This window comes from Gellertiella sp. DMC107 (genome assembly GCF_056313605.1).
This window is the reverse complement of sequence record NZ_JBQUZZ010000001.1, coordinates 487,311-513,070: the sequence shown is the minus strand read 5'-3', so window position 1 is coordinate 513,070 and position 25,760 is coordinate 487,311. Positions and strand designations below refer to the sequence as shown.

The 25,760-nt window shown below is 61.5% G+C and carries 23 protein-coding genes and 1 tRNA gene; 12 read left to right on the top strand and 12 right to left on the bottom strand.

Translation table 11 applies throughout. The features are described 5' to 3' along the window. Nucleotides 1–26: 26 nt before the first annotated feature. From ACT54B_RS02325 to carB, 4 genes are all read right to left on the bottom strand, one after another. On the bottom strand, nt 27–497 hold the full coding sequence (locus ACT54B_RS02325) for an SRPBCC family protein (RefSeq protein ID WP_476042584.1): 471 nt from the start codon (nt 495–497) through the stop codon (nt 27–29). 3 nt (nt 498–500) lie between these two features. Beyond that, nucleotides 501–956 (bottom strand): SRPBCC domain-containing protein, encoded by a 456-nt coding sequence (locus tag ACT54B_RS02320; RefSeq protein WP_476042582.1) that lies wholly within the window; start codon nt 954–956, stop codon nt 501–503. Continuing rightward, a complete protein-coding gene (locus ACT54B_RS02315) occupies nt 937–1,293 on the bottom strand; it encodes an ArsR/SmtB family transcription factor (RefSeq protein WP_476042581.1) in 357 nt (118 codons plus the stop codon). Before ACT54B_RS02315 ends, ACT54B_RS02320 begins: the two co-directional genes overlap by 20 nt. 192 nt (nt 1,294–1,485) lie before the next feature. Beyond that, nucleotides 1,486–4,968, bottom strand: a complete 3,483-nt coding sequence (gene carB, locus ACT54B_RS02310) for a carbamoyl-phosphate synthase large subunit (protein WP_476042579.1) — start codon at nt 4,966–4,968, stop codon at nt 1,486–1,488. A 383-nt stretch (nt 4,969–5,351) separates the two neighbouring features. Between carB and ypfJ the strand changes: the two genes are divergently transcribed. Together ypfJ and ACT54B_RS02300 are read left to right on the top strand one after the other, a co-directional pair. Next, entirely contained in the window at nt 5,352–6,296 is a 945-nt protein-coding gene (ypfJ, locus tag ACT54B_RS02305) for a KPN_02809 family neutral zinc metallopeptidase (RefSeq protein WP_476042577.1), read from the top strand. Nucleotides 6,297–6,488: 192 nt separating this feature from the next. Continuing rightward, nucleotides 6,489–7,889: an MATE family efflux transporter gene (locus ACT54B_RS02300; RefSeq protein ID WP_476042576.1), complete on the top strand. Its 1,401-nt coding sequence runs from the start codon at nt 6,489–6,491 to the stop codon at nt 7,887–7,889. A gap of 68 nt (nt 7,890–7,957) precedes the next feature. Here the strand turns inward: ACT54B_RS02300 and carA are convergent, their stop codons facing one another. Beyond that, on the bottom strand, nt 7,958–9,163 hold the full coding sequence (gene carA / locus ACT54B_RS02295; RefSeq protein ID WP_476042575.1) for a glutamine-hydrolyzing carbamoyl-phosphate synthase small subunit: 1,206 nt from the start codon (nt 9,161–9,163) through the stop codon (nt 7,958–7,960). A 342-nt stretch (nt 9,164–9,505) separates the two neighbouring features. On the opposite strand from carA, the gene ACT54B_RS02290 reads away from it, so the two are divergent. Beyond that, nucleotides 9,506–9,955, top strand: a complete 450-nt coding sequence (locus ACT54B_RS02290; protein ID WP_476042574.1) for a GatB/YqeY domain-containing protein — start codon at nt 9,506–9,508, stop codon at nt 9,953–9,955. A 112-nt stretch (nt 9,956–10,067) separates the two neighbouring features. Here ACT54B_RS02290 and ACT54B_RS02285 read toward each other — a convergent pair whose 3' ends face one another. Together ACT54B_RS02285 and ACT54B_RS02280 are read right to left on the bottom strand one after the other, a co-directional pair. Continuing rightward, nucleotides 10,068–10,289: a hypothetical protein gene (locus tag ACT54B_RS02285; protein ID WP_476042572.1), complete on the bottom strand. Its 222-nt coding sequence runs from the start codon at nt 10,287–10,289 to the stop codon at nt 10,068–10,070. Then, on the bottom strand, nt 10,255–10,545 hold the full coding sequence (locus tag ACT54B_RS02280; RefSeq protein ID WP_476042571.1) for a BrnT family toxin: 291 nt from the start codon (nt 10,543–10,545) through the stop codon (nt 10,255–10,257). The genes ACT54B_RS02285 and ACT54B_RS02280 overlap by 35 nt, the downstream gene beginning before the upstream one ends. A gap of 168 nt (nt 10,546–10,713) precedes the next feature. On the opposite strand from ACT54B_RS02280, the gene dnaG reads away from it, so the two are divergent. After that, the gene (gene dnaG, locus ACT54B_RS02275) at nt 10,714–12,714 is read left to right on the top strand and encodes a DNA primase (RefSeq protein ID WP_476042570.1); all 2,001 of its coding nucleotides are present in this window, start codon (nt 10,714–10,716) and stop codon (nt 12,712–12,714) included. A gap of 6 nt (nt 12,715–12,720) precedes the next feature. Here dnaG and ACT54B_RS02270 read toward each other — a convergent pair whose 3' ends face one another. Both ACT54B_RS02270 and ACT54B_RS02265 read right to left on the bottom strand, forming a co-directional pair. Then, nucleotides 12,721–12,906 carry an AMP-binding enzyme gene (locus tag ACT54B_RS02270; RefSeq protein WP_476042568.1) on the bottom strand — a complete coding sequence of 62 codons (186 nt, stop codon included), beginning with the start codon at nt 12,904–12,906 and terminating at the stop codon, nt 12,721–12,723. A gap of 15 nt (nt 12,907–12,921) precedes the next feature. Further along, a complete protein-coding gene (locus tag ACT54B_RS02265) occupies nt 12,922–14,346 on the bottom strand; it encodes an AMP-binding protein (protein ID WP_476042567.1) in 1,425 nt (474 codons plus the stop codon). A 257-nt stretch (nt 14,347–14,603) separates the two neighbouring features. On the opposite strand from ACT54B_RS02265, the gene ACT54B_RS02260 reads away from it, so the two are divergent. The 3 genes from ACT54B_RS02260 to rpoD all read left to right on the top strand — a co-directional run bounded on the left by ACT54B_RS02260 (nt 14,604) and on the right by rpoD (nt 19,551). Next, complete coding sequence (locus ACT54B_RS02260) at nt 14,604–15,791, top strand: glycine C-acetyltransferase (protein ID WP_476042566.1); 1,188 nt, start codon at nt 14,604–14,606, stop codon at nt 15,789–15,791. 129 nt (nt 15,792–15,920) lie between these two features. Further along, nucleotides 15,921–16,955, top strand: coding sequence for an L-threonine 3-dehydrogenase (gene tdh / locus ACT54B_RS02255; RefSeq protein WP_476042564.1), 1,035 nt, complete (start codon nt 15,921–15,923; stop codon nt 16,953–16,955). Nucleotides 16,956–17,499: 544 nt separating this feature from the next. Next, nucleotides 17,500–19,551 (top strand): RNA polymerase sigma factor RpoD, encoded by a 2,052-nt coding sequence (gene rpoD / locus ACT54B_RS02250; protein WP_476042563.1) that lies wholly within the window; start codon nt 17,500–17,502, stop codon nt 19,549–19,551. A 40-nt stretch (nt 19,552–19,591) separates the two neighbouring features. Here rpoD and ACT54B_RS02245 read toward each other — a convergent pair whose 3' ends face one another. Further along, nucleotides 19,592–19,984 (bottom strand): hypothetical protein, encoded by a 393-nt coding sequence (locus tag ACT54B_RS02245; protein ID WP_476042562.1) that lies wholly within the window; start codon nt 19,982–19,984, stop codon nt 19,592–19,594. Nucleotides 19,985–20,079: 95 nt separating this feature from the next. On the opposite strand from ACT54B_RS02245, the gene ACT54B_RS02240 reads away from it, so the two are divergent. Beyond that, the gene (locus ACT54B_RS02240; protein WP_476042560.1) at nt 20,080–20,394 is read left to right on the top strand and encodes a winged helix-turn-helix transcriptional regulator; all 315 of its coding nucleotides are present in this window, start codon (nt 20,080–20,082) and stop codon (nt 20,392–20,394) included. Between the two features lie 180 nt (nt 20,395–20,574). Continuing rightward, nucleotides 20,575–20,928 (top strand): hypothetical protein, encoded by a 354-nt coding sequence (locus tag ACT54B_RS02235; RefSeq protein ID WP_476042559.1) that lies wholly within the window; start codon nt 20,575–20,577, stop codon nt 20,926–20,928. Nucleotides 20,929–21,043: 115 nt separating this feature from the next. On the opposite strand, the gene ACT54B_RS02230 is transcribed toward ACT54B_RS02235, so the two are convergent. Beyond that, the gene (locus tag ACT54B_RS02230; protein WP_476042557.1) at nt 21,044–21,781 is read right to left on the bottom strand and encodes an SIMPL domain-containing protein; all 738 of its coding nucleotides are present in this window, start codon (nt 21,779–21,781) and stop codon (nt 21,044–21,046) included. 223 nt (nt 21,782–22,004) lie between these two features. On the opposite strand from ACT54B_RS02230, the gene ACT54B_RS02225 reads away from it, so the two are divergent. Next, nucleotides 22,005–22,080: transfer RNA gene (locus tag ACT54B_RS02225), tRNA-Ile, on the top strand. A 114-nt stretch (nt 22,081–22,194) separates the two neighbouring features. On the opposite strand, the gene ACT54B_RS02220 is transcribed toward ACT54B_RS02225, so the two are convergent. Then, nucleotides 22,195–23,094 carry a LysR substrate-binding domain-containing protein gene (locus ACT54B_RS02220; RefSeq protein ID WP_476042555.1) on the bottom strand — a complete coding sequence of 300 codons (900 nt, stop codon included), beginning with the start codon at nt 23,092–23,094 and terminating at the stop codon, nt 22,195–22,197. A 149-nt stretch (nt 23,095–23,243) separates the two neighbouring features. Between ACT54B_RS02220 and ACT54B_RS02215 the strand changes: the two genes are divergently transcribed. Beyond that, nucleotides 23,244–24,497 (top strand): aromatic ring-hydroxylating oxygenase subunit alpha, encoded by a 1,254-nt coding sequence (locus tag ACT54B_RS02215; protein WP_476042554.1) that lies wholly within the window; start codon nt 23,244–23,246, stop codon nt 24,495–24,497. After that, nucleotides 24,487–25,566 carry an FAD-binding oxidoreductase gene (locus ACT54B_RS02210; protein ID WP_476042552.1) on the top strand — a complete coding sequence of 360 codons (1,080 nt, stop codon included), beginning with the start codon at nt 24,487–24,489 and terminating at the stop codon, nt 25,564–25,566. Before ACT54B_RS02215 ends, ACT54B_RS02210 begins: the two co-directional genes overlap by 11 nt. Nucleotides 25,567–25,760 lie beyond the last annotated feature (194 nt).

Sequence of the window (25,760 nt, the reverse complement as noted above, 5' to 3'; positions counted from 1 at the left end):
CGCGCCCGGGACGCGCCGCCAAAAGTCTATCGGGCGTTCCTGATATCGCGGACATAGGCATCCAGTCGCGCCAGGGTCTGTTGGCCACCGTCGGTTGCGCCGTGAGCGAGGGCCCCTTCCAGCGATTCCCTGGTGGGGAAGAGCAGGCGCAGGGTCACCTTCGTCTGGTCTCCCTGGTCCTCGAAGGTGATCTCGCCCTTGAAATGGGCCGGCTCGTCGAGTTCCCCGCCGTGGTCATAGACCAGACGCACCGGTGGCTCGATCAGCGTGTAGCGAATCCAGTTCGGCCAGGCTTTGCCATCGGGTCCGTGCATGGTGTAATGCCACAACCCGCCGATGCGGAAATCCATCGCATGGGTCTCGTTGCGAAAACCGTTCGGGCCCCACCATGTGTCGATGTGTCCGGGCGTCGTGAAAACCTCGAAAACCAGCGCGCGCGGCGCGGTGAGCACGCGACTGATTTCGAGGGTGAGCGCCTTTTGCTGTTCCTCATTCATGTTTCAATGATCTCCCAAAGTGGCGAGCACCTGACCAAGACGGTCGAAGTTCTGCTCGTTGGCAACGGCTATGAATTTCCTGATCTCGAGGTTTTCGCGGTTGCGCTCGAAATGCATGCGCCAGGTCAGGCGTGCTTCTTCACCCGCGGTGGCGAATTGCATGTCCATGGTGAAGACATGCATGGGCTCGTGATGGACGTATAAAATCCGGCTTCCCGGTTCTACGATCTCGAAGGTGCAGCGATTGTGAAAATCCTGCCCGTCGGAATTGGTCATGGTGATGTGCCATTCCCCGCCGGGCTTCAGATCGAAGCGGGTGACGCGGTTGGTGAAGCCATCCGGCCCCCACCAGCGCTCCAGAAGCGAGGGGTCCGCAAAGGCGGAGTAGAGCCTGGGGACCGACACCGGAAAGACGCGGCTGGAGAGAATTTCCAAAGGATTATCGATTCGGGTCGTCATTTTGCGCGCTCTCATTCTGCAGGTGATCGAGATAGGACTGGAGGCGGTCGAAACGGTCTTCCCAGATGATCCGGTATTCCTGCAGCCAGCCGTCCAGCATCCGGAGCGGTTCTGTCTCCAGACGGCAGGGGCGCCATTGGGCCGTGCGGCCACGGGAAATGAGACCGGCCCGTTCCAGAACCTTCAGATGCTTGGAAACGGCAGGCAGCGACATGTCGAAAGGTTCGGCCAGTTCGTTGACCGTTGCCTCGCCCCTCGAAAGCCGCGCGAGGATGGCCCGCCGGGTGGGATCAGCCAATGCCGCAAACGTCTCGCTGAGTGGATCGCTGATGTTCATCGTTTAACCGGAAAGTTAATTATCCTATCGGTTAAATATAGGGTCCGGGACTGCGCGTCAAGGGCTTACGGAGTGTCCGGCTGAAAGCGCTTTTTCACTGACGAGCGATTGTGGGCCGCAGGGGTTCACAAACAAAATCCGCCGCCCCTTGCGGAGCGGCGGATCGGAGTGTTCGTCGAAACCAGGTCTGGATCAGAAGTAGCTCTGCAGCGGTCGGACCTCGAGGCTGCCGGCCTTCAGCGCGCGGATGGCTTCCGCTGCGGCCTGGGCGCCGGCCATGGTGGTGTAGTAGGGCACCTTCTGCATCAGGGTGGCGCGGCGGAGCGATTTGGAGTCCGAGAGCGCCTTGGTGCCATCGGTGGTGTTGATGACCAGATGGACCTGACGGTTGCGGATCGCGTCCTCGATATGCGGGCGGCCTTCCAGAACCTTGTTGATCTTAGTGGCCTCGATACCCTTTTCGGCCAGGAAGCGGGCGGTGCCGCCAGTCGCCAGAACCTTGAAGCCGATGCCGGTCAGGATCTCGATGGCGGGCAGCACGCGCTCCTTGTCCTCGTCACGCACGGAGACGAAGACCGTGCCTTCGCGCGGCAGGTCGACGCCGGCGCCGAGCTGCGACTTGGCAAAGGCCAGCGCGAAATCGGTGTCGAGGCCGATGACTTCACCGGTCGAACGCATTTCCGGGCCCAGCAGCGTGTCGACGCCGGGGAAGCGGGCGAAGGGGAAGACGGCTTCCTTGACGGCGATATGCTTGAGATTCTTCGGATCGGGCTTTTCGCCATAGACCCCGATGGCCGCATCGAGCTTTTCGCCGGACATGATGCGAGCGGCGATCTTGGCAATCGGCGCGCCGATGGTCTTGGCGACGAAGGGCACGGTGCGCGAGGCACGCGGGTTCACTTCCAGCACATAGATCGTGCCGTCCTTGATGGCATATTGCACGTTCATCAGGCCGCCGACCTTCAGCGCCTTGGCCAGCGCCACCGTCTGGCGTTCCAGCTCCTCGATCACGTCCTTGCCGAGCGTGCGCGGCGGCAGCGAGCAGGCCGAGTCACCCGAGTGGATGCCGGCTTCCTCGATATGCTCCATGATGCCGGAGACGAATACGCTTTCGCCGTCGCAGAGCGCATCCACGTCCACTTCGGTGGCGTTGGTCAGGTAGCTGTCGAAGAGCAGCGGGTTCTTGCCGAGCAGCGTGTTGATCTGGCCGGTCTTGTCGTTCGGGTAGCGCTGCTTGATGTCCTCGGGAACGAGTTCCGGAACCGTGTCGAGCAGATAGGTCTGGAGCTGGCTTTCCGAATGGATGATCTGCATGGCGCGGCCACCCAGAACATAGGACGGGCGCACCACCAGCGGGAAGCCGATTTCGGAGGCGACAAGGCGGGCCTGCTCGACCGAATAGGCAATGCCATTGTTCGGCTGGGCCAGATCGAGCTTCATCAGCAGCTTCTGGAAGCGGTCGCGGTCTTCCGCAAGGTCGATCATGTCGGGCGCGGTGCCGAGGATCGGGATGCCGTTCTTCTCGAGCGCCTCGGCGAGCTTCAGCGGCGTCTGGCCGCCGAACTGCACGATCACGCCATGCAGCGTGCCGTTGGTCTGCTCGGCCTTCATGATTTCGATGACGTCTTCGGCGGTCAGCGGCTCGAAATAGAGGCGATCCGACGTATCGTAGTCGGTCGAGACGGTTTCCGGGTTGCAGTTGATCATGATCGCTTCATAGCCCGCTTCCTTCAGCGCGAAGGCGGCATGGCAGCAGCAATAATCGAATTCGATGCCCTGGCCGATGCGGTTCGGGCCGCCGCCGAGGATGACGACCTTCTTGCGGTCGGAAATCTGGGCTTCGGAGCGGGTCGCGCCGGCAAAGGGCGTCTCGTAGGTCGAATACATGTAGGCGGTCGGCGAAGCGAATTCGGCAGCGCAGGTATCGATGCGCTTGAAGACGGGGCGAACGTCCAGCGCGTTGCGGAGTTCCGCCACTTCCTTCGGGCGCTTGCCGGTCAGGGTTGCAAGGCGGGCATCGGAGAAGCCCATGGCCTTCAGCATGCGCAGGTTCTCGGCATCTTCCGGCAGGCCGTGCTCGCGGATGCGCACTTCCATGTCGACGATGGCCTTCAGCTGGGCGATGAACCACGGGTCGATCTTGCAGCCCTGATGCACCTCGTCCTCGCTCATGCCGAGGCGAAGGGCCTGGGCGACCATGCGCAGGCGGTCCGGCGTCGGCGTGCCGATGGCGGCGCGGATGGCATTCTTGTCGTCGCCCTGGCCGAGGCCGGGGATCTCGATCTCGTCGAGGCCGGTCAGGCCGGTTTCGAGGCCGCGCAGCGCCTTCTGCAGCGATTCGGCAAAGGTGCGGCCGATGGCCATGACTTCACCGACCGACTTCATGGCGGTGGTCAGCGTCGGCTCGGCGCCCGGGAACTTCTCGAAGGCAAAGCGCGGGATCTTGGTGACCACGTAGTCGATGGACGGTTCGAAGGAGGCGGGCGTCGCGCCGCCGGTGATGTCGTTCTCCAGCTCGTCCAGCGTGTAGCCGATGGCGAGCTTCGCCGCGATCTTGGCGATCGGGAAGCCGGTGGCCTTCGAAGCCAGCGCGGAGGAGCGCGACACGCGCGGGTTCATTTCGATGACCACGAGGCGGCCATCCTTCGGGTTGACGGCGAACTGCACGTTCGAGCCGCCGGTTTCCACGCCGATCTCGCGCAGCACCGCAATCGAGGCGTTGCGCATGATCTGGTATTCCTTGTCCGTCAGCGTCAGCGCCGGCGCGACGGTGATGGAATCGCCCGTATGCACGCCCATCGGATCGATGTTCTCGATGGAGCAGATGATGATGCAGTTGTCCGCCTTGTCGCGAACCACTTCCATTTCATATTCCTTCCAGCCGAGCACCGATTCCTCGATCAGCACTTCGGTGGTGGGCGATGCATCGAGACCGCCGGAGACGATCTCGAAGAATTCCGACCGGTTATAGGCAATGCCGCCGCCGGTGCCGCCGAGCGTAAAGGACGGGCGGATGATGGCCGGCAGGCCCACATGATCCAGCGCCTGGGCGGCAATCGCCATGGCATGGCTCATATAACGCTGCTTGCGGTCGGTTTCGCCGAGATTCCACTGGTTTTCCAGAGCGTCGAGCGCCTTGTCCAGCTCCGCGCCGCTCATGGCGGCTTTCAGCTCCTGACGGCGGGCTTCATGCGCCTTGCGGTCCTGATCCTTGATGTCGGTGGCGTTGGCCAGCATGGACTTCGGCGTTTCGAGGCCGATCTTAGCCATGGCCTCGCGGAAGAGGGCGCGGTCTTCGGCCTTGTCGATGGCGGCGGGCTTCGCGCCAATCATCTCTACATTGTAGCGTTCGAGAACGCCCATGCGCTTCAGCGAAAGCGCGGTGTTCAGCGCGGTCTGGCCACCCATGGTCGGCAGAAGCGCGTCGGGTCGCTCCTTGGCAATGATCTTGGCGACGACTTCCGGGGTGATCGGTTCCACATAGGTGGCGTCCGCAAGACCCGGATCGGTCATGATGGTCGCCGGGTTCGAATTCACCAGAATGACCCGATACCCTTCTTCCTTCAGCGCCTTGCAGGCCTGGGTGCCCGAATAGTCGAACTCGCAGGCCTGACCGATGACAATCGGCCCCGCGCCGATGATGAGGATCGATTTGATGTCTTGGCGCTTCGGCATGGGTCCAGTCCTGTCGTATCTTACGTTGCGCGAAAAACCGGCCAGGGTGGGAGGTCACCGGCCGGGTCTTGTTGCTTATGCTGATTAAAGGCTAGACCGGGCTTATAGGCGAAGGTTTCGCTTAACGGAACCCTCTATTTTCCGGAATTCGCAGAAACTGTGGACGCAGCCCTGTGCCGCCGACCGGATCGCGCATGGGCCGTCCATGCCGGCTTTGAAAGTGCAGGTCCTTGCCCTGAATTCTTCGTCTCCGCCGCAAAAAAATCGGCCGAAAGCCCAAGCCAGCCTTGCCTTTTTGTCCGGGTGCACTGTTTACGGGTTTATAGATAATACTATAAAAGTTGTATTCCATAATTGCGCCGAAGGGCGAGGGAGACATCAGCATGAAGTGGAGAGGCCTTCCCCAATCCGACAATGTCGAGGATCGCAGAGGCGACAACGGGCCGGGCGGGGGCTTGGGTGGAGGTCTCGGCGGTGGCATGGGCGGCGGTCCGTTTGGCCGTGGCGGCGGTGGCGGCATCCGCCTTGCCGGCGGCAGCTGGAAGATGATGCTGTTCCTGATCGTTCTCTTCTTTATCCTGAAGGCGCTCGGCATCGATGCGACGCAGCTGCTCGACGGTGGCTCCGTGTCCAATACGGGCTCCGGTTACGAGCAGAGCGCGCCCCGGTCGCAGAATTCGTCCACCGCCGATGACGAAATGACCGTGTTCGTGAAGACCGTGCTCAAGACCACGGAAGATACCTGGACCGGTATTTTCAAGGCGAGCGGCGACACCTACGAGCAGCCGAAGCTCGTCCTGTTCGACGGCGAGACCGACAGCGCCTGCGGATTTGCCAATGCCGCCACCGGTCCGTTCTATTGCCCCGGCGACCGCAAGGTGTTTCTCGATACGGCCTTCTTCCGGGAACTGGCCGACAAGTTCGGTGCACCGGGTGAGTTTGCTGATGCCTATGTAATCGCCCATGAAGTGGGCCATCACGTTCAGAATCTCCTCGGCATTCTCCCGAAGTTCAACAAGATGCGCCAATCCATGAGCGAGGTCGAAGCCAATCGCATGTCCGTGCGGGTCGAACTGCAGGCGGATTGCTTCGCCGGGATCTGGGCACGCTATGCCCAACAGCGCGGTATCGTCGAAACCGGGGACATGGAGGCGGCGCTGAATGCGGCCAAGCAGATCGGTGACGACACGCTGCAGAAGCGGGCGCAGGGCTATGTGGTGCCTGAAAGCTTCAACCACGGCACGTCCGAACAGCGCATGCGTTGGCTGAAGCGCGGTTTCGATACCGGCGACCTCAATGCCTGCGATACGTTCAGCAACAAGATATAAGCAGGGTTGCGCATCTTTAGCGCGCATCTGATGAGACGCTGAATCAGTTTCACCTCTCATAAGCCGAATTCATCGATGGATGAATTCGGCTTCTTGACGTGTATTTTTTCTTTTCCAGGCCCGCTTTTTCGCATAATCCGACAGTCTTGCGCCAAATTTCGGCGAATTCGATCTATTTTTGAGGTTTCAGCCATGCACGCCCCCGTGGATGCCGCGAGCAATGAGAGCGATTTTCAGGACAATTCCTGGGTGAGCCACATCAAGGCAACCCTGATGCTGGGTATTCCCCTCATCGGTGCGCAGCTGGCACAGCTCGGTATTCATACAACCGATGTGGTCATTGTCGGCCAGCTCGGCGCGGAAAAGCTCGCAGCAATGGTTCTGGCCGGCCAGTTCCTGTTTACCGTCTTCATTCTGGGCTCCGGCATTTCCATTGCCGTTATGCCCATGGTTGCCCAGGCTTTCGGGCAAGGGGAAGTGGTGGCCATTCGCCGGTCGCTTCGCATGGGCCTGTGGGCCTCTATCGGCTATTGGCTGCTGGTGTTGCCGATCTATTTTCACGCGGAAACCATTCTGCTTTTCCTGAAGCAGAAGCCGGAAATCGCGCGGCTTGCTGCCGATTACATTGGCATCGCTGCCTTTGCGATGCTTCCGGGTCTGCTTTTCCTCGTGTTGCGCAGTCTGGTCAGTGCCGTCGGACGTGCGGGCGTTATCCTCTGGGTGACGATCGGCGAGCTCGTCCTCAACGCCTTTCTTGCCTATGCGCTGGTGCTGGGCCATTTCGGCTTTCCGAAAATGGGCATGCATGGTGCAGCCTATGTGAATGTCTTTATCCAGTCGATCGGGCTTATGGTGCTGATCGCCTACATACAGCTGATCGAGACGCGGAAATACGAGCTGTTCGTCCGCTTCTGGCGCCCGGACTGGCATGCGCTGTTCGAAGTGATCAAGCTCGGCCTGCCGATCGGTATCACCGTGCTGGCGGAAGTGAGCCTGTTTTCTGCGGCCTCGCTGATGGTCGGATCGATCGGGACGCTGGAACTGGCCGCGCACGGCATCTCGTTGCAGCTTGCCTCCATTGCCTTCATGATTCCGCTCGGGCTGTCGCAGGCGGCGACCGTGCGGGTCGGCATTGCCCATGGCCGGGGTGACGTGCCCGGGCTGGTTCGGGCTGCGGTCACCGTTCTCATCATCGCCGGGCTGATCGCGGCCGTCGGCGGAGCGATGCTCGCCTTCGACCCGGTTTTCTTCGCGCGCTTCTATGTGAACGCGGAAAGCCCCGAGACCCCGCAACTGCTGGAAATCGCCTCGCGGCTGATTATCGTCGCCGGTATCTTCCAGATGGTCGACAGCATCCAGGCGATTGCCAGCGGCCTGTTGCGCGGTCTGAAGGATGCGAGCGTTCCGATGGTTCTGGCGCTGATTGCGTATTGGCCCATCGGATTCGGGCTGGCCTGGATCTTCGCCTTCACGCTCGGCTATCGGGAGCTCGGCGTCTGGATCGGCTTCCTGATGGGACTGGGGTCGGCCTGTGTCTTCCTCTGCACCCGCTTCTACCTTCTGGTGCAACGGGAGCGGGCGGCTTTCGCCTGACGGCTTCAGAACAAACCCAATAAAAAAGCCCGCTCGAGCGGGCTTTTTCGTGGGCTTCCCCTGTCGGTTCAGCGTTCGGCGAGAGCCGGTTCGCCTTTCTTCGCGCGCACCAGATTGATGAAGCGGCGGAAGAGATAATGGCTGTCCTGCGGGCCCGGCGAGGCCTCCGGGTGATGCTGCACCGAGAAGACCGGCTTGCCGACGAGGCGAAGGCCGCAATTGGTGCCATCGAAGAGCGAAACGTGGGTCTCTTCCACGCCTTCAGGCAGGCTGTTCGAATCCACCGCGAAGCCGTGGTTCATGGAAACGATTTCCACCTTGCCGGTCGTGTGATCCTTGACCGGGTGGTTCGCGCCATGATGACCCTGATGCATCTTGGATGTCTTTGCGCCGAGCGCGAGGCCGAGCATCTGGTGGCCGAGGCAGATACCGAAGAGCGGCAGGCCGCTGTCGATCAGCTTGCGGATCACCGGAACTGCATATTCCCCTGTCGCCGCCGGGTCACCCGGGCCGTTGGAGAGGAAGATGCCATCCGGCTGCATGGCCAGCACTTCTTCGGCAGAGGTGGTGGCGGGAACGACCGTGACCTTGCAGCCGAGGCCGGCAAAGAGGCGCAGAATGTTGCGCTTCACGCCGAAATCCATGGCGACGATGTGATAGGCGGCATCCGTCTCACCGAGGGTCGCGGTGCCCTCGTTCCAGACCCAGGGCTTTTCCGTCCAGGTCGAGGACTGGCCTGATGTGGCGACCTTGGCGAGGTCGAGACCTTCGAGACCGCTCCAGGCCTTGGCTTCCGCCTTCAGGGTTTCGATGTCGAAGACACCGTTCGGGTCATGGGCGATGACCGCATTCGGCATGCCGTTCTCACGGATCCAGGCGGTGAGTGCGCGGGTATCGATGCCGCAGAGGCCGATCACGCCGCGGGCCTTCAGCCAGGCGTCGAGATGCTTCAGGGCGCGGTAATTGGACGGATCGGTGATATCGGCCTTGAAGATCACGCCGACGGCGCCGTGGCGGGCGGCGGGCGTCAGGTCTTCGATATCTTCCTCGTTGGCGCCGACATTGCCGATATGGGGGAAAGTGAAGGTGACGATCTGGCCGAGATAGGACGGGTCCGTCAGAATTTCCTCATAGCCCGTCAGCGCGGTGTTGAAGCAGACTTCAGCCTGCACCTTGCCGGTGGCGCCGATGCCCTTGCCTTCGATGACGGTGCCATCGGCGAGAACGAGCATGGCAGTGTGCTTGGGAGTGGTCCAGGGGGCTGTCGCGGTCATTTCGTCCCTTTCCGGCCGCTTCGCGCCGTTCGGGAGGAAACGGCAAAGTCAGCCCTTTTCGGTGTGGTCGCAGGAAAATGCGCGTGTCGGGGCGCGCGGAATGATCCGCGGGTGATGCGCCTGATGCCGATTTTCGTGCAGGTGACGGTAGATAGTCATATCGGGACCGGGGGTCAATCGCAGATCCCGCATTTATCCTTCAGAAACCGACTTATTCGCCGGGAAAAGCAGGTCGCTCCGCTGGAGCGCGGCGCTTGCGGTCCCGCAAGCAGCCGCCTATGTAAGGGGCACGTAAAGAATCCCTGATGTTCCGCGCCTTTTCCGGCGCCGAAGGAGACCACCATGCGCGACGCACTGACCGCTGCCCTCAAGGAAGCCATGAAGGCAAAGGACTCGCTCCGGCTTTCCACCATCCGTCTCATCCAGTCCGCGATCAAGGACCAGGACATTGCCCAGCGCACCGCAGGCAAGGAGCCGCTCGCCGATGGCGAAATCCTGCAGTTGATGGCGAAGCTCATCAAGCAGCGCGAGGAATCGGCCAAGATCTACGAGCAGAACGCGCGGCCGGAACTGGCTGAAAAGGAGCGGCAGGAAATTGCCGCCATCGCAGCCTTCATGCCGAAGCAGCTTTCCGAAGAGGAAACCCGCGCTGCCATCGAGAAGACGATTGCGGAAACCGGCGCATCCGGCATCAAGGACATGGGCAAGGTCATCGCAGCCTTGCGCGCGGCCTATGCCGGCCAGATGGATTTCGGCAAGGCATCGGGCATGGTGAAGAGCCTGCTCGGCTGATGATGCCCGGATGGGAGTGTGGCGGTCCAGCCCGCCACACTGCAGGGGAATAGTGCGGCGCGTGGCCGCTTTTCACGCGCATGTTGCCACAGCGGCTTCGGCAGGGGCGCGCTTATCCCGCCTTGTCCAGGTTGGCCTTTGTGCGGGGCACAACCCAGACCCACTCGGAATTTTCATCATCGAAGCCTTCTTCATCTGGATCGTCCTTGATCGCGGCTTCGATCTCTTCGTCCGTCATGGCGCGCACGCGCGCCCAGTCGGTTCTGTCCTCGCCGCGGGCGATCATGGCTTCGATCTCTTCAATCGTGTAGCGCCTGATATTTTCGTCTTTCACTTCGGTGAGCCTTTCTCGCAGAAATGATGCGGCACGTGGTTCCACGCATGGTGTAAATGATCGTCACAAAGCCATCTGGCGTCGGGCATATGGCGCGGTATCGCTGCTCGTTTGCACGTAACGATGACAAAACCGCGTGGGACGATTGCAAGAGGTAAATCGCCCTCAGGAAGTCTATGCCGTGCTTTTGGAGGTTGCGTTGCCGCTTATCCTCATCCCAGTCGAAACCCGAAAATTGCGGATCGTCCACGATCATCCAGTATATCCATATAGTTGGACGGAAAGGGCTTTTTGTCAAGTGATTCGAAAATAAGATTAGACTAAAATAAAAGCTGCCGTGTGAATAGTGGGTAGAACGGCTGCCGCTTTTCTGGTGCGTCGGGGCTGCGCGGCCTATATGATGGCCTCAACTGCCGAGGTGCCGATGCGTTTTTCCAACACATTCCTGGACGAGATCCGAGACCGCGTTCCCATATCGGACGTGATCGGGAAGCGCGTGACCTGGGACCGGAAGAAGACCAATGCCTCGCGCGGGGATTACTGGGCCTGTTGCCCTTTCCACGGTGAGAAATCGCCGAGCTTTCACTGCGAGGATCGCAAGGGCCGTTACCATTGCTTCGGATGCGGCGTGTCGGGCGATCACTTCCGCTTTTTGACCGATCTCGAAGGCCTGAGTTTTCCGGAGGCGGTCCAGCAGATTGCCGATCTCGCCGGTGTCGCCCTGCCGCAGCCCGATCCGCAGGCGGAGCGCCGCGAGAAGGAACGGACCTCGCTGCTTGACGTGATGGAGCTGGCCACCCGCTTCTTCGAAGACCAGCTGCAGACCGCGCAGGGTGCCCGCGCACGCGCCTATCTGCGCGAGCGCGGCCTCAGCGGCCGCACGATCGAGACCTTTCGGCTGGGCTTTGCGCCCGACAGCCGCAATGCGCTGAAGGAGTTTCTCGCGGGCAAGGGGATCCCGCGCGAGCAGATCGAGGCCTGCGGACTGGTGGTGCATGGTCCGGATATTCCAGTCTCCTATGACCGGTTCCGCGACCGCATCATGTTCCCGATCCTCTCGGCCCGGGAGAAGGTGATTGCCTTCGGCGGGCGCGCCATGTCCAAGGATGCGCCGGCCAAGTATCTGAATTCCAACGAGACGGAGCTCTTTCACAAGGGCAATGTGCTCTACAATTTCGCCCGTGCCCGCCGCGCGTCGCAGGGGGCTGACGGGGCAGGTACGATCATCGCCGTCGAAGGCTATATGGATGTTATCGCCTTGCATCAGGCGGGCGTGCAGAATGCGGTTGCGCCGCTCGGCACGGCACTGACGGAAAACCAGCTGGACCTGCTCTGGAAGATGACCAGCCAGCCGGTGCTTTGCTTCGATGGGGATGGCGCCGGTATACGCGCCGCCAACCGGGCGGTGGATCTGGCCTTGCCGCATCTGAAGCCCGGACGTTCCGTGCGCTTTGCGCTCCTGCCGGATGGCAAGGACCCGGACGATCTGGTCCGCCACGATGGCCGCGAACCCTTCGACCGGGTCATGGATCAGGCGAGACCGCTGGCCGAAATGCTCTGGTCGCGCGAAACGGCCGGGGCTGCTTTCGATACACCGGAAAAGCGGGCGGAACTCGAAGCCCGGCTGAAGCAGATCGTGGCCGTCATTGCCGACGAAAACGTGCGCCGTCATTATCAGCAGGATATTCGTGACCGCCTGAATGCCTTCTTCCAGGCCGCATCGCCAAACCGGCAGCCGCAGCGGGGTGGCCGGGGCTCGGGCGGTCGAAATGGCGGCCGGGGCGGGCCGGGCCAGCCGGCACTGGGGCCGCAGGCGGCCGGAACCGGCGTCGTATCCGACCGGCTGACCAGTTCCGGCCTCGTGCGGGGAAACAGTGACCAGCCGAAGCTGCGCGAAGCGGTGCTGGCGCTGACGGTGGTCAACCATCCGCAGCTCCTGCGCGAGGATTATGATGATATCGCCCATATCGATTTCAGCCATCGCGACCTGCAGAAGCTCTGGTCGGCGCTGATCGGCGAGGCAGCCCATGCCGGGCATCATCTCTCGCGCACCTATCTGATCGAGAAGCTGGAGACGCAGGGCTTCGCGCCGCTGATCAAGGCGCTCGACCAGCAGATCCGCAATGCCCGTCTGTGGACCGCCACGGAAGAGGCGGCGCCGGAAGATGCCCGCGAGGGCTATAACCAGGCCATGGCGCTGCACAAGCGCACCAAGGCGCTTCGCTGGCACAAGATCGAGCTGGAGCGGGAGATCGCAGAGGCAACGGAAGCCGAGGATGCGGAGCGGGTAGACCGGCTGATGAATGCGCTGCACGAGGTTCATCTGGAAGGGCTGCGCCTCGAAAACCAGGATGCGATCATCGATGGCTTCGGCATTCTCTCGGGCCGGGTGAAAGGGGCCGCCACGGGCTCGGGCGGCCACTGAGGGGCATCAGGCGCCGGCGTAAAAATCCCGGAAGCGTTCGCGCAGCGTGAGTTTGGAAATCTTGCCTGTGGCCGTCATCGGCAAGGCATCGATGAAAACCACATCATCGGGCACCTGCCACTTGGCCATGTGCTCGGCAATATGCTGGCGGATGATCTCCGGGGATACGGCGGAATCCGGGGTCTTGACCACGCAGAGCAGGGGCCTTTACGACCATTTCGGGTGATTGACCGCGATGGCTGCTGCGGCTGCCACGCCCGGGCAGGTCAGTGTCACGGCTTCCAGTTCGAGCGAGGATATCCATTCGCCACCCGATTTGATCAGGTCCTTGGACCGGTCGACGATTTCCATCTCGCCGGTCGGATGGATCACCGAGACATCCCCGGTGCGGAACCAGCCCTCGGAATCGAAGGCGGCAGCGGTGGCCGCCGGATCGTTGTAATATGCCGAAGCCACGAAAGGGCAGCGGATCAGCAGATCCCCGCGCGATACGCCGTCAGAGGGCAGGCGCTCCCCGTTGTCGTCCACCAGCTTCAGCTCGGTCGTCCAGGTGGGAACGCCCTGCCTGAGTTTGCGCCGGTTGGCGTCCGCCGGCCCCTTGATGATGTCGGCCGTAGTGGAGGTCGATACAGGGCTGGTCTCGGTCATTCCCCAGCCCTGTACGGCACGGATTCCATATTCTTCCATGCTCTTCAGGAGCGGTGCGGTCAGGGCGGAGCCACCGACCACGCCGAATTCCAGTGCGCCCGGCTTGCGACCCTCCTTGCGCACTTCCTCCATAATGGTGCCCCAGATGGTGGGAACCCCGAAATTCGTGGTGACACCTTCCTCGTCCATCAGCCTGAAAACTGAAACGCCATCCAGTCTCGGGCCGGGCAAAACCATCGAGGTGCCGGTGAGGAGGCAGGAATAGGGAAGGCCCCAGGCATTCACATGGAAGAGCGGCACAACGGCGAGAACACGCCTTTCCTGTCCGAACATCCCGTAGAAGGCCAGGATCTCGCCGAAGGCATGCAGTATTTGCGAGCGATTGCTATAGAGGACACCTTTCGGATTGCCCGTGGTGCCGGATGTATAGCAAAGGGTGCAGGCGGTGTTTTCCGGGAAATCCGGCCAAAGATAGGCTTCACCGTCCGCTTCCGCTGCGAGCAGGGTTTCGTAATCGAGCGTGCCCGCCGGCGCGTCTGTGGGGAGCGGTCCATCGGCAAGCGCGACCAGGCGGATGCCCTTCGGCAGGGTGGGCACAAGCGCTGCGACCTGTTGTGTCAGGACCGTATCGAAGAACAGCAGCGTGTCTTCCGCGTGATTGGCAATCCAGCCGATCTGGTCAGGAAAAAGGCGCGGGTTGATGGTGTGGCAGACAGCCCCGATCCCCGCTGTCGCATAGTACAGCTCCAGATGCCGGTTGCTGTTGAATGCCATCGTCGCCACCCGGTCACCGGGCTTCACGCCCAGCTTTACCAGTGCATGGGCGAGTTGATGTACTCGTCGATGGATTTCGGCAAAGCTATAGCGGCTCCGCTCGCCCGCTGCATTGGCGGAAATCACCATGCTGTCCGGATAGGCCCTTGCCGCATGCTCCAGAATGCCGCTGACCAGCAGCGGCCTGTCCATCATCAATCCCTGCAACATGGCTTCCTCCCACGCGTCGCGACTATGGTCTTTCAATTATCCGACATATTAGAAGTAGGGGGAAATGCCCGCTTTCGCAATCGTTCATGCCTGTCGCATCCACAGGCGAAAACATGCTGAAAACGACATTTTCACGGTGCGCTTCGCCGCGGTGGCTTGTATTTGCGTGGGGCATTCATGCTAGGGTCGCGCCACGAAATGAGGGGGTTCTGGTGGTTCCCCCGTGAATATGACCGCAAGAGCCGGAGCTTTTTGACATGACCCAAGCCTTTTTGAGCCATTTGCGCGCTGAAATTGCCGGATTGAAGGAAAACGGTCTTTACAAGAACGAGCGGGTGATCACGTCCAAGCAGGCCGGCGCCATCCGCACGGCCGATGGGCGGGAGGTGCTGAATTTCTGTGCCAACAATTACCTCGGCCTTGCCGACAATGAAGAAATCGCCGACGCGGCCAAGCGGGCGCTCGACCGCTACGGCTACGGCATGGCGTCGGTCCGCTTCATCTGCGGCACGCAGGAAGAGCACAAGCAGCTCGAGGCCCGGATCTCGTCCTTCCTCGGTCTGGAGGACACGATCCTCTATTCCTCCTGCTTCGATGCCAATGGCGGTCTGTTCGAGACGCTGCTCGGCGAGGAGGATGCGATCATTTCCGATGCGCTGAACCATGCCTCGATCATCGATGGGGTCAGGCTCTCGAAGGCGAAGCGCTTCCGCTATGCCAATAATGACATGACCGCGCTGGAAGAGGAGCTGAAGAAGGCCGAGGGCAGCCGTTTCAAGCTCATTGCCACCGATGGCGTCTTTTCCATGGATGGCATCATCGCCAACCTGAAGGGTGTGTGCGATCTCGCCGAGAAATATGGCGCGATGGTCATGGTGGATGACAGCCATGCGGTGGGCTTCGTCGGCAAGCACGGGCGCGGTTCGGCAGAATATTGCGGGGTCGAGGGCCGGGTGGACATCATCACCGGCACGCTCGGCAAGGCACTCGGCGGCGCGTCGGGCGGTTACACGTCCGGCAAGGCTGAGGTGATCGACTGGCTGCGCCAGCGCTCGCGCCCCTATCTCTTCTCGAACACGCTCGCGCCGGTCATTGCGGCCGCTTCGCTCAAGGTCTTCGACATCATCGATAACGGCGATGCGCTGCGCCAGCGGCTGACGGACAATGCCAATCTCTTCCGCTCCGAAATGACCAAGCTCGGTTTCACGCTTGCGGGCGAGGGGCATCCGATCATTCCGGTGATGCTGGGCGATGCGAAGCTCGCACAGGATTTTGCGGCGCGCATGCTCGAGAAGGGCATCTATGTCGTGGGCTTCTTCTTCCCGGTCGTCCCGCGGGGGCAGGCCCGCATCCGCACGCAGATGTCCGCCGCTCACAGCCGGGCCGATGTGGAACGGGCGATCTCGGTGTTTGCGGAGGTCGGCAGGGAGCTCGGCGTAATCTGAGCGCCGCACGGGTTGCACTGACCCCCTGCCGGACCCTCTCCCCGCTGGCGAGAGGCGGTTTGGGGCAGCCGGATGAGGGGCCGGCACGGTCGACCTTCCCCCGAATGAATTTCAAGAAGGATCAATGGCATGACCAACATGATGCGCGCACTGGTGAAGGCAAAGTCCGAGACGGGGTTGTGGATGGAACGCGTACCCGTGCCTGACGTCGGCCCGAACGATGTGCTGATCCGCGTGAAGAAATCCGCGATCTGCGGCACCGACGTCCATATCTGGAACTGGGACCAGTGGGCGCAGAAAACCATTCCCGTGCCCATGGTCGTCGGCCATGAATTCGTGGGCGAGATTGCCGAGATCGGCTCATCGGTGACCAAGTATCACGTCGGCGAGAGGGTTTCCGGCGAAGGCCACATCGTTTGCGGCAAGTGTCGCAACTGCCGGGCGGGACGCGGGCATCTCTGCCGCAACACGCTGGGCGTCGGGGTCAACCGTCCGGGCTCCTTCGGCGAATTCGTCTGCATTCCGGAAGCCAATGTGGTGCCCATTCCGGAGGATGTGCCGGATGAGATCGCCGCGATCTTCGATCCCTTCGGCAATGCGGTCCACACCGCGCTTTCCTTCGACTGCGTCGGCGAGGACGTGCTGGTGACGGGTGCGGGGCCGATCGGCATCATGGGGGCCATGGTCGCCAAGCGTGCCGGTGCGCGCAAGGTTGTGATCACCGACATCAATCCCGTCCGGCTCGAACTGGCCCGCAAATGCGGGATCGATCACGTGGTCGACGCCTCCTCGCAGAAGCTCGAGGACGTGATGCGCGAGATCGGCATGAAGGAAGGCTTCGACGTCGGCCTCGAGATGTCCGGCGCGCCGCCGGCCTTCCGCTCCATGATCGATACCATGAACAATGGCGGCAAGATCGCCATCCTCGGCATCGCGCCGGAAGGGTTCGGCATCGACTGGAACAAGGTCATCTTCAAGATGCTGCATCTCAAGGGCATCTATGGCCGCGAGATGTTCGAGACCTGGTACAAGATGATCGCCTTCGTGCAGGGCGGGCTCGATCTTTCCCCGCTGATCACCCACCGCATCTCCATCGACGATTTCCGCGACGGATTCGAAGCCATGCGCTCCGGTAATTCCGGCAAGGTGGTGATGGACTGGTGAGTGGACCGGTCCCGCTTCATCTGCGGGATGCACGGTTACACCCTGTACAAAATGCTGTTGCCCCGGGCGCCGCCACGCGCCCGGGCAAGGCCTGTGCGGCTCGCTCCCGGGCAAGAAAGAGGGGGTACGCAGAGCAGATTCTGTTTCGATGCGCCCCTTGTTTTCAGAAGGCCAACTCCTAAATAAGGATCGAGGAAAAGCCCGGCTGGCTACCTTGGAATGCCCTTATTTTTGGGCGTGAAGCGTGTTTTTACCGGAATCCGGCAAATTGATGCCGGAAAAGCTTGACGGAGCCGAAATTTCTGGGAATCACCATGGCAAGCAGAATTGGTGGAACTGGACAGGCTCGGCGAGGGACTTTGACCGGGGAGACCGTTTCGTATTCTTGTCCGGTCCCAGGAACCGGACGCGTGGTTAATCGTCGATTAAATGTCCTCCTTTTAGGTGGTGGATGGTGATTCGCGGCGGTACGCTCTTCGGAGTGTCCGGGTCCGGCCGGGACTTTCGCGATTGAGGTTTAAGGCGTCAGGGAAAGCAACTGAATATGGCAACCAAAGTCAAAGAAAACGAAGAAGCAGAAGTCGAACGCGACGGCGCGACGGACGGACCGCTTCTCGACCTTTCCGACGACGCGGTCAAGAAAATGATCAAGGCCGCGAAAAAGCGCGGCTACGTGACCATGGATGAGCTGAACTCGGTGCTGCCTTCGGAAGAGGTGACCTCCGAGCAGATCGAGGACACCATGGCCATGCTGTCCGACATGGGCATCAATGTCGTCGAGGATGACGAAGTCGACGAAAATGCCGTAGCCGACGACAGCGACGACGATTCCGAGGGCGAAGCCGAAGGGGGCGATATCGCTCCCTCGACCGGATCCGCGCTCGCCACCGCCAAGCGCAAGGAGCCGGCGGACCGCACCGACGATCCCGTGCGCATGTATCTGCGTGAAATGGGCTCGGTGGAGCTGCTTTCGCGCGAAGGCGAAATCGCCATTGCCAAGCGCATCGAGGCTGGCCGCGAGACGATGATTTCGGGCCTCTGCGAGAGCCCGCTCACCTTCCAGGCGCTGATCATCTGGCGCGACGAGCTGAACGAAGGCACGACGCTGCTGCGCGAGATCATCGATCTCGAAACCACCTATTCCGGACCCGAGGCGAAGGCTGCCCCGCAGTTCCAGAGCCCGGAAAAGATCGAGGCCGACCGCAAGGCCGCCGAGGAGAAGGAAAAGGCCAAGCGCAGCCGGTCCGTCAACGAGGATGACATTACCAATGTGGGCGGCGAGGGCCTTCCGGTCGAGGAAGAGGAGGAGGATGACGATGAGTCGAACCTCTCGCTCGCCGCGATGGAAGCCGAGCTTCGCCCGCAGGTCATGGAAACGCTCGATCTGATCGCCGAGACCTACAAGAAGCTGCGCAAGCTGCAGGACCAGCAGGTGGAAGCCCGCCTCGCTGCCACCGGCGCGCTGTCTTCCACCCAGGAGCGTCGCCTGAAGGAGCTGAAGGACCAGCTCATCACAGCGGTGAAGTCGCTGTCGCTCAACCAGAACCGCATCGACAGCCTGGTCGAGCAGCTCTACGACATTTCCAAGCGCCTGATGCAGAACGAAGGCCGCCTGCTGCGCCTTGCCGAAAGCTATGGCGTGAAGCGCGACAGCTTCCTCGAACAGTATCAGGGTGCGGAACTCGATCCGAACTGGATGAAGTCGATTGCCAATCTGGCCGCCCGCGGCTGGAAGGAATTCGCCAAGTCCGAGAACAACATGATCCGGGAGATCCGCCAGGAGATCCAGAATCTGGCGACTGAAACCGGTATTTCGATTGCCGAATTCCGCCGCATCGTGTCCATGGTGCAGAAGGGCGAGCGCGAAGCGCGCATCGCCAAGAAGGAAATGGTGGAAGCCAACCTTCGCCTCGTGATCTCGATTGCGAAGAAGTACACCAATCGCGGCCTGCAATTCCTCGATCTCATCCAGGAAGGCAATATTGGCCTGATGAAGGCGGTGGACAAGTTCGAGTATCGCCGCGGCTACAAGTTCTCGACCTATGCAACCTGGTGGATCCGGCAGGCGATCACCCGCTCGATCGCCGACCAGGCCCGTACCATCCGCATTCCGGTGCACATGATCGAGACGATCAACAAGATCGTCCGCACTTCGCGCCAGATGCTGCACGAGATCGGCCGCGAGCCGACGCCGGAAGAGCTGGCCGAAAAGCTCGCCATGCCGCTCGAAAAGGTGCGCAAGGTTCTGAAGATCGCCAAGGAGCCGATTTCGCTCGAAACCCCCGTGGGCGATGAGGAAGACAGCCATCTCGGCGATTTCATCGAGGACAAGAACGCGCTTCTGCCCATCGATGCCGCCATCCAGGCCAACCTGCGCGAGACGACCACCCGCGTTCTCGCCTCGCTCACTCCGCGTGAAGAGCGCGTGCTGCGCATGCGCTTCGGCATCGGCATGAACACGGACCACACGCTGGAAGAAGTCGGCCAGCAGTTTTCCGTCACGCGCGAGCGCATCCGCCAGATCGAGGCGAAGGCGCTGCGCAAGCTCAAGCATCCGAGCCGCTCCCGCAAGCTCCGGAGCTTCCTGGACAGCTGATCGACCGTCCAGGCACCAACTGTTCAAGGGGTGCTGCGGCTCAGGCCGCAGCACCCTTTTTCGTTTCCCGGGGTATCCAGAACAGGATGAGCAGGGCGAAGAGAAACGCATTCGTCATCGGGAAGACGGCGGTCGAGAGCGTGATCCGTCCACCCGCGAGGTAGACGAGACCGACCGTGAAATCGATGGCCTGGACAAGCGCCATGTTCAGCAGCCAGAATCGGTCGGGCGATGCGGCCCGCGCCAGAACGACCATGCCGACACCATAGGCAAGGAACCGCGCCCCCAGCATGCCGAGCATGTAGCCATTGTCGACCGGAGGGACGGTCAATCCCATCCAGCCAAGGAACGGCCCGGGCGCAAGGAGCACCAATGCCCCGAGAACGAACTGGGAGAGGGCGATGGCCCACAAGAGCGCTTTCAGTTTCGTCATGTCGAACTCCTTTTGTCAGACGGAACGGCGGCACCTTGATTGACAAACTATAAAAAGTGAAGTAGTTACAATTTTTATAGTGAGGAGATTTTTGCATGGATCTGAGCGAGCCCTGCGATGCCGGCTGCCCCGTTGCCCGGGCAGCCGAGATCCTGTCCGGCAAATGGACCACGCTGATCATCCGCGATCTGCTGGGCGGCAGCCGCCGCTATTCCGAATTGCAGCGCTCGCTGGAAGGCGTGAGCCCGCGGATGCTGGCCATGCGGCTGGCGGAGCTGGAGCAGGCCGGACTGATAACCAAGACCATCACGCCCTCCGTGCCGCCGCGGACCGATTACGCCCTGACGGAGCGGGGTCTGCAGCTGCGCCCGGTGATCGCCGCCATGGCCGCATTCGGCTCGACGCTCTGATGGGAAGGGGTGAGGATTCCCATGCAGCAAATCTGCCGTTTCGTGCGTTATCCCCGTTGAAGGAAGCAACCGCTTCCTGAATCTCATATGAACGCCTAATTCCGGTTGCATTCAGACGCCAGAAGCTAGGTTGGCATCATCAAGAGGCATAATGGACCTCAGTGAGGACGGAGAAAGACCATGAAAAAGCTCGTGAGCCGTATCGGACTGGCTGCCATGATAGCCGTAGGAGGCCTTGCCGGCCTTCAGCCTGCCGTGGCGCAAGCCGACGATTTCGGCATTGAATTCCGCTTTGGCGGTGATGACGGCTATAACAGCCGGGAATATCGCCACCACGGCTGGAATAATGGCAACGGCCAGCGCCGTGGGTGCCGGCCGGAACGCGCCCTGCGCATTGCCCGCTATGAAGGTCTGCGCCGCGCCGAGATCGTGCGTGTCACCCCCCGGGTGGTGGTCGTCCGCGGACGCACGCCCTATGGCTGGGACCGTCTGGTATTCGCCAATGTGCGCGGTTGCCCGATCGTAGATCGCTGATCCCGCAAGCCGGACGACGAATGAAAAAAAGGCCTGCAGCAATGCGGGCCTTTTTTCATTTCGGGATATGGATGGACGGTGCGGGGACGATGGGATCGTCCCCGCGCGCCTTTCCTTACTGCTTGATCGCGAAAGTCACGTTGATGCTGACATTGTAGATGTTTTCGCCCGGTGCCATGGGCACGGCACGGGGCGCATCCGCCTTTTCCGCCATGGCCATCATGGGCATGGGCATGGGATTGGACACGGATTCCGATATTTCGACGATGCGGCCAATATGCACGCCGGCGGCAGCCGTCAGCTCGCGGGCCTTGGCCATGGCGTCCTTCATGGCCTTGCTGCGTGCGTCCTTGAGAATCGCATCGGTATCTTCGTTGACGAAGCGAATGTCGCCGCCCTGGTTGATGCCGAGGCTTACGGATTTGTCGATCAGGGCACCCGCCTTGGAGAGGTCGCGCAGGCGGATGGTCAATGAATTGGTGGTTTGGTAGCCGACCAGTTCCGGCGGCTTCTGGCTGCCATCGCTGTTCTGCGGATAGTTGTAGACCGGCTGGATGCTGAAGCCGGAGGTCTGCAGATCGCGCGCTTCGATGCCATCCGCCTTGAGCGAGTCGAGCACGGCGGTCATGGCGGTGTTGTTGGCATCGAGCGATTCGCGGGCGGTTTTCTCCTGCTTTGTCACGGACAGGGTTACGATGGCCGTATCCGGTGTCGCACGCGCCTCGCCATTTCCGGCAACCGTGATGGTCGCTTCCCGGGGCGACGTGTCGTCAGCAACTGCGGCCGTTGCGGCCATCAGGGCGACACTGGCAAGCAGAACACAGGCGAGGGGACGGGCATGCTCGAATCCCATGGCAGGACCTCTTCTTTGCCGTCGGCCAGTGCAGACATGGCCGGGCGGTGGGTTTAAAACTGCGCCTCGCCAAACCCCTCATAGGTTCAACCGAAGCGCTCTTCGCCACTCTTGCGCGAGATTGTGAAGCCAATGCGGCAGCGACTTGCTGGCGTGCGGAAATTCCGCTAGAGGGATGCGGCCGCGGTTGACCATTGCCGCGGCCAGACGGCCCATCGCCGTCGGGCCTGTAGCTCAATGGTTAGAGCCGGCGGCTCATAACCGCTTGGTTGGGGGTTCGAGTCCCTCCGGGCCCACCATTTCTGTCTTTCGCTTACCTCCTGGAATGCCGTTGTCGCTTCGATTGCTGTAGGTGCTCCACGGGGGTCGGCAGGTTCCGTTCTTGCGGCTTTCCCGCAGAGCGGGCGGGGCGCTTAGGCGGTGCTGGCAAGCCAGGCGGCGAAGAGGTCGACCGCGGGCTTGGCCTTTCGTCTGCGCGGGATCACCATGAAATAGGCGTTACGTGTCCGGATCGACGCTTCGGTAAGCCGGACGAGGCGGTGTTGCGTGAGAAGGTCTTCGACGAGCCGCTTCCAGCCGAGCGCGATGCCCTGGCCGTTGAGGGCGGCGTAGATGGCTTCCGTGTAGAAGCTGCAGCGTAGGCCCCAGTTGCGCTCGCGCGACTGGACAGGGAAGGCGGCGAGCCATTCGTTCCAGCCAGACCAGGTCGGGTCGTCGGTATCGTTCGAGATCAGAGGATGGCGAAGGAGATCGGTGATCTCCCGGATGCCAGGATGCTCGGCGGCATAGTCCGCGCTGCAGATCGGAAAGATCTCGTCCTCGAACAGCAGTTCCGACTGGCCGTCTGGCCACATGCCGTCTCCGAAGCGGATCGCGAGATCCACATCCGCCTGTTCGAGGTTCGGCGTCGCGTCCTGCGTGATGATCCGGAGCTTGATGCCCGGATGGAGCCGGGAAAAGGCGGAGATGCGCGGCAGAAGCCAGAAGTGGGAGAAGGCTACGGAAGCCGAGATCGCAAGATCGTTGTTCGAGTCGATGCGTGTCATGTCTTCGACGGTCGCCGCAATCTGACCGAAAGCATCGCTGGTTGCGCTGGCAAGCTGCCTGCCTTTCTCCGTCAGCTCGATCCGCCGGTGCAGGCGGCTGAAGAGGGGGAACCCGAAGTCCTGTTCCAGAAGATGGATCTGGCGGCTGACGGCCGCCTGGGTGACGCCGAGCTCTTCCGCTGCGCGTGTGAAGCTTAAAACGCGCGCCGCCGCCTCGAAGGCGGTCAGCGCTGTCAGGGGTGGCAGCTTTCTGCGCAGGCTCGGCATCGTCTGTCTCCGTTGCGACGAAGAGGAAGAAATCTAGCGTAGAGAGAGTCTATCGCATTACTTTTGGTTATGCCAGAGCGGCCTATTAATGCCGTTGAACAATTGGTCTTTTTGCCGGAACCTTGGGTCAGTGATGATAAGGAGTTGTCATGCTCAACCGGTTCTCTTCCTCGATTTCGACGCTGCTGGATGCCCGCAAGGACGGCCATTCCCTGCCGGCCGGCCTCTATACCCGCGAGGACGTCTTCCAGGCGGATCTCGATGTCTTCTTCCGCAAGCACTGGATCTGCATAGGGCTCGAATGCGACGTGCCGGAAGCCGGCGATGCCGTGGTGGTCGATATCGGCAATTCCAGCCTGATCCTGCTCCGGGATGACGATGGCGCGATCAAGGTGGTGCACAATGTCTGCCGGCACCGTGGCGCGCGGCTGCTGGATGCGGGATCGCATGTGATCTCGAAGCTCGTCTGCCCCTATCACCAGTGGACCTACGAGCTCGACGGCGCGCTCGCCTATGCACCCCACATGGGCAAGGATTTCGAGAAGTCCTGCAAGAACCTGAAGACCGTGGCCACCAAATCGATCGGCGGGCTGATCTATGTCTGTCTTTCGGATCATCCGCCTGTGGACATCGCGGATCTCGAGCAGGCCATGCTTGAGCGTCTGGCGCCCTATGATATCGCCAATGCCAAGATCGCCCACCAGACCGACGTGATCGAGGACGGCAACTGGAAGCTGACCATCGAGAACAATCGCGAGTGCTACCACTGCTCTGCGAACCACCCCGAGCTCTGCGTCTCCTTCATCGATCTCGATTTCGGCTTCGATCCGGAGACCCTGTCACCGGAAGACCGGGCCGAAGCGGAGGAGCATGGTGCCCTGTATGCGGAGCGCACCCGCGCCTGGGAAGCCGACGGCTTTCCGTCGCGTGCCATCGAGCACACGGTGCATTGCGAGACGAATTTCCGCAGTCAACGCCTGATCATCGCCGGTGCCGGGGAGAGCCAGACCATGGATGCCACGGCTGCCTCTTCGAAGCTTCTCGGCTCGATCACCCGGAAGGATCTGGGTGACATGCATCTCTGGGGCATCAACAGCTGGAACCACTTCATGGGCGACCATGCCGTGGTGGCCATCGTCATCCCGCTTGGCCCCGACAAGACGCTGGTGCGCACCAAGTGGCTGGTCCACAAGGATGCCGTCGAAGGCGTCGATTACGATCTCGACAAGCTGACCGAAGTCTGGATCGCCACCACCGATCAGGATGCCGATCTCGTCGCGCGCTCGCATGCGGGCATACTGGATCCGGCCTATGAGCCCGGCCCCTATTCGGCCTTCAGCGAAAAGGCGCTGGATCAGTTCGCAACCTGGTATGTGGATCGGATGCGCGCCCATGGCTATTGAGACGCTCAACCCCGAAACGCCCGCCGGCGGTGCCGGCTTCTGGAACCCGGAGACGGATGAAACGCTGGTTTGCGTGGATGTCAGCTCCGAAACCCATGACGTGAAGAGCTTCACTTTCGCCTCGCCGGAAGGAAAGCACTTCCTGTTCGAGGCCGGGCAGTATTTCTCCTTCGAGCTTGGCCTCGATGGCGAGGCCGACAGTCGCTGCTACAGCATCTCGTCCTCGCCAATGCGGCGCAATGCCATCACCGTGACCGTCAAGCGCGTTCAGGGCGGCAAGGTCTCCAACTGGCTGCACGACAATCTGAAGCCGGGCATGACCGTGAAGGGGCAGGGGCCGCTCGGCCGCTTCGTCCGGCCGAAAGCTCAGAAATATCTGCTCGTCTCCGGCGGCTCGGGCATCACACCGGTCATGTCCATGGCGCGCGACATGCATGACCGGTTCGAAGAGGCGGATGTCGTTTTCCTGCACGCCGCGCGTTCGCCTGACGATCTCATCTTCCGCCATGATCTGACCGGGCTCGCACGCAACATGAAGGCGTTGCGCTTGCACCTCTTGCCGGAAACGAGGCTGGGCGAACCCGGTTGGCCGGGGCTCACGGGCCGCATCAGCCGCGACTATCTAGCGCTCGCCGTGCCGGATCTTGCCGAACGCGTCGTGCTCTGCTGCGGCCCGGCGCCCTTCATGAAGGCGGTGCGGGACCTTTGCGCCGCGCTCGGCGTGCCGGAAACCCGCTATCTGGAAGAAAGCTTCGAGGCGGCAGACCTGTTGCCCGACGACGCCCAGCCGGCGGAAGAGGCTGCGAAGACCTACAAGGTCGAGTTCCGCAAGCAGGGCAAGACCATCGAGGTTCAGTCCGGCCAGACTGTTCTGTCCTCGGCCAAACGCGCCAGCGTCAAGCTGCCGTCGTCCTGTGCCACAGGCCTTTGCGGCACCTGCAAGTGCAAGCTTGTGAGCGGCGAGGTGGAGATGAAGCATGATGGCGGCATCCGTCAGCGTGAGATCGATGCGGGCTTCTTCCTGCCCTGCTGTTCGAAGCCGCTCAGCGATCTGGTGATCGACCGCTAAACCTCTTCGCGTGGATGTTTGAAGCCCCGGCTCCGCAAGGACCGGGGCTTTTTCGCATGGATTTTCGGTGGGTGGGGCGAGGCCGGAAAGCGACGCATTTGGCAGGTCGTTTTTCGCCCTCAACTGTTCGGAAAACCCGTCGCGGAAAACTGGGGTTCCTGTCTAATCGCCCCATGCTTTTCAGGAGGACGAAA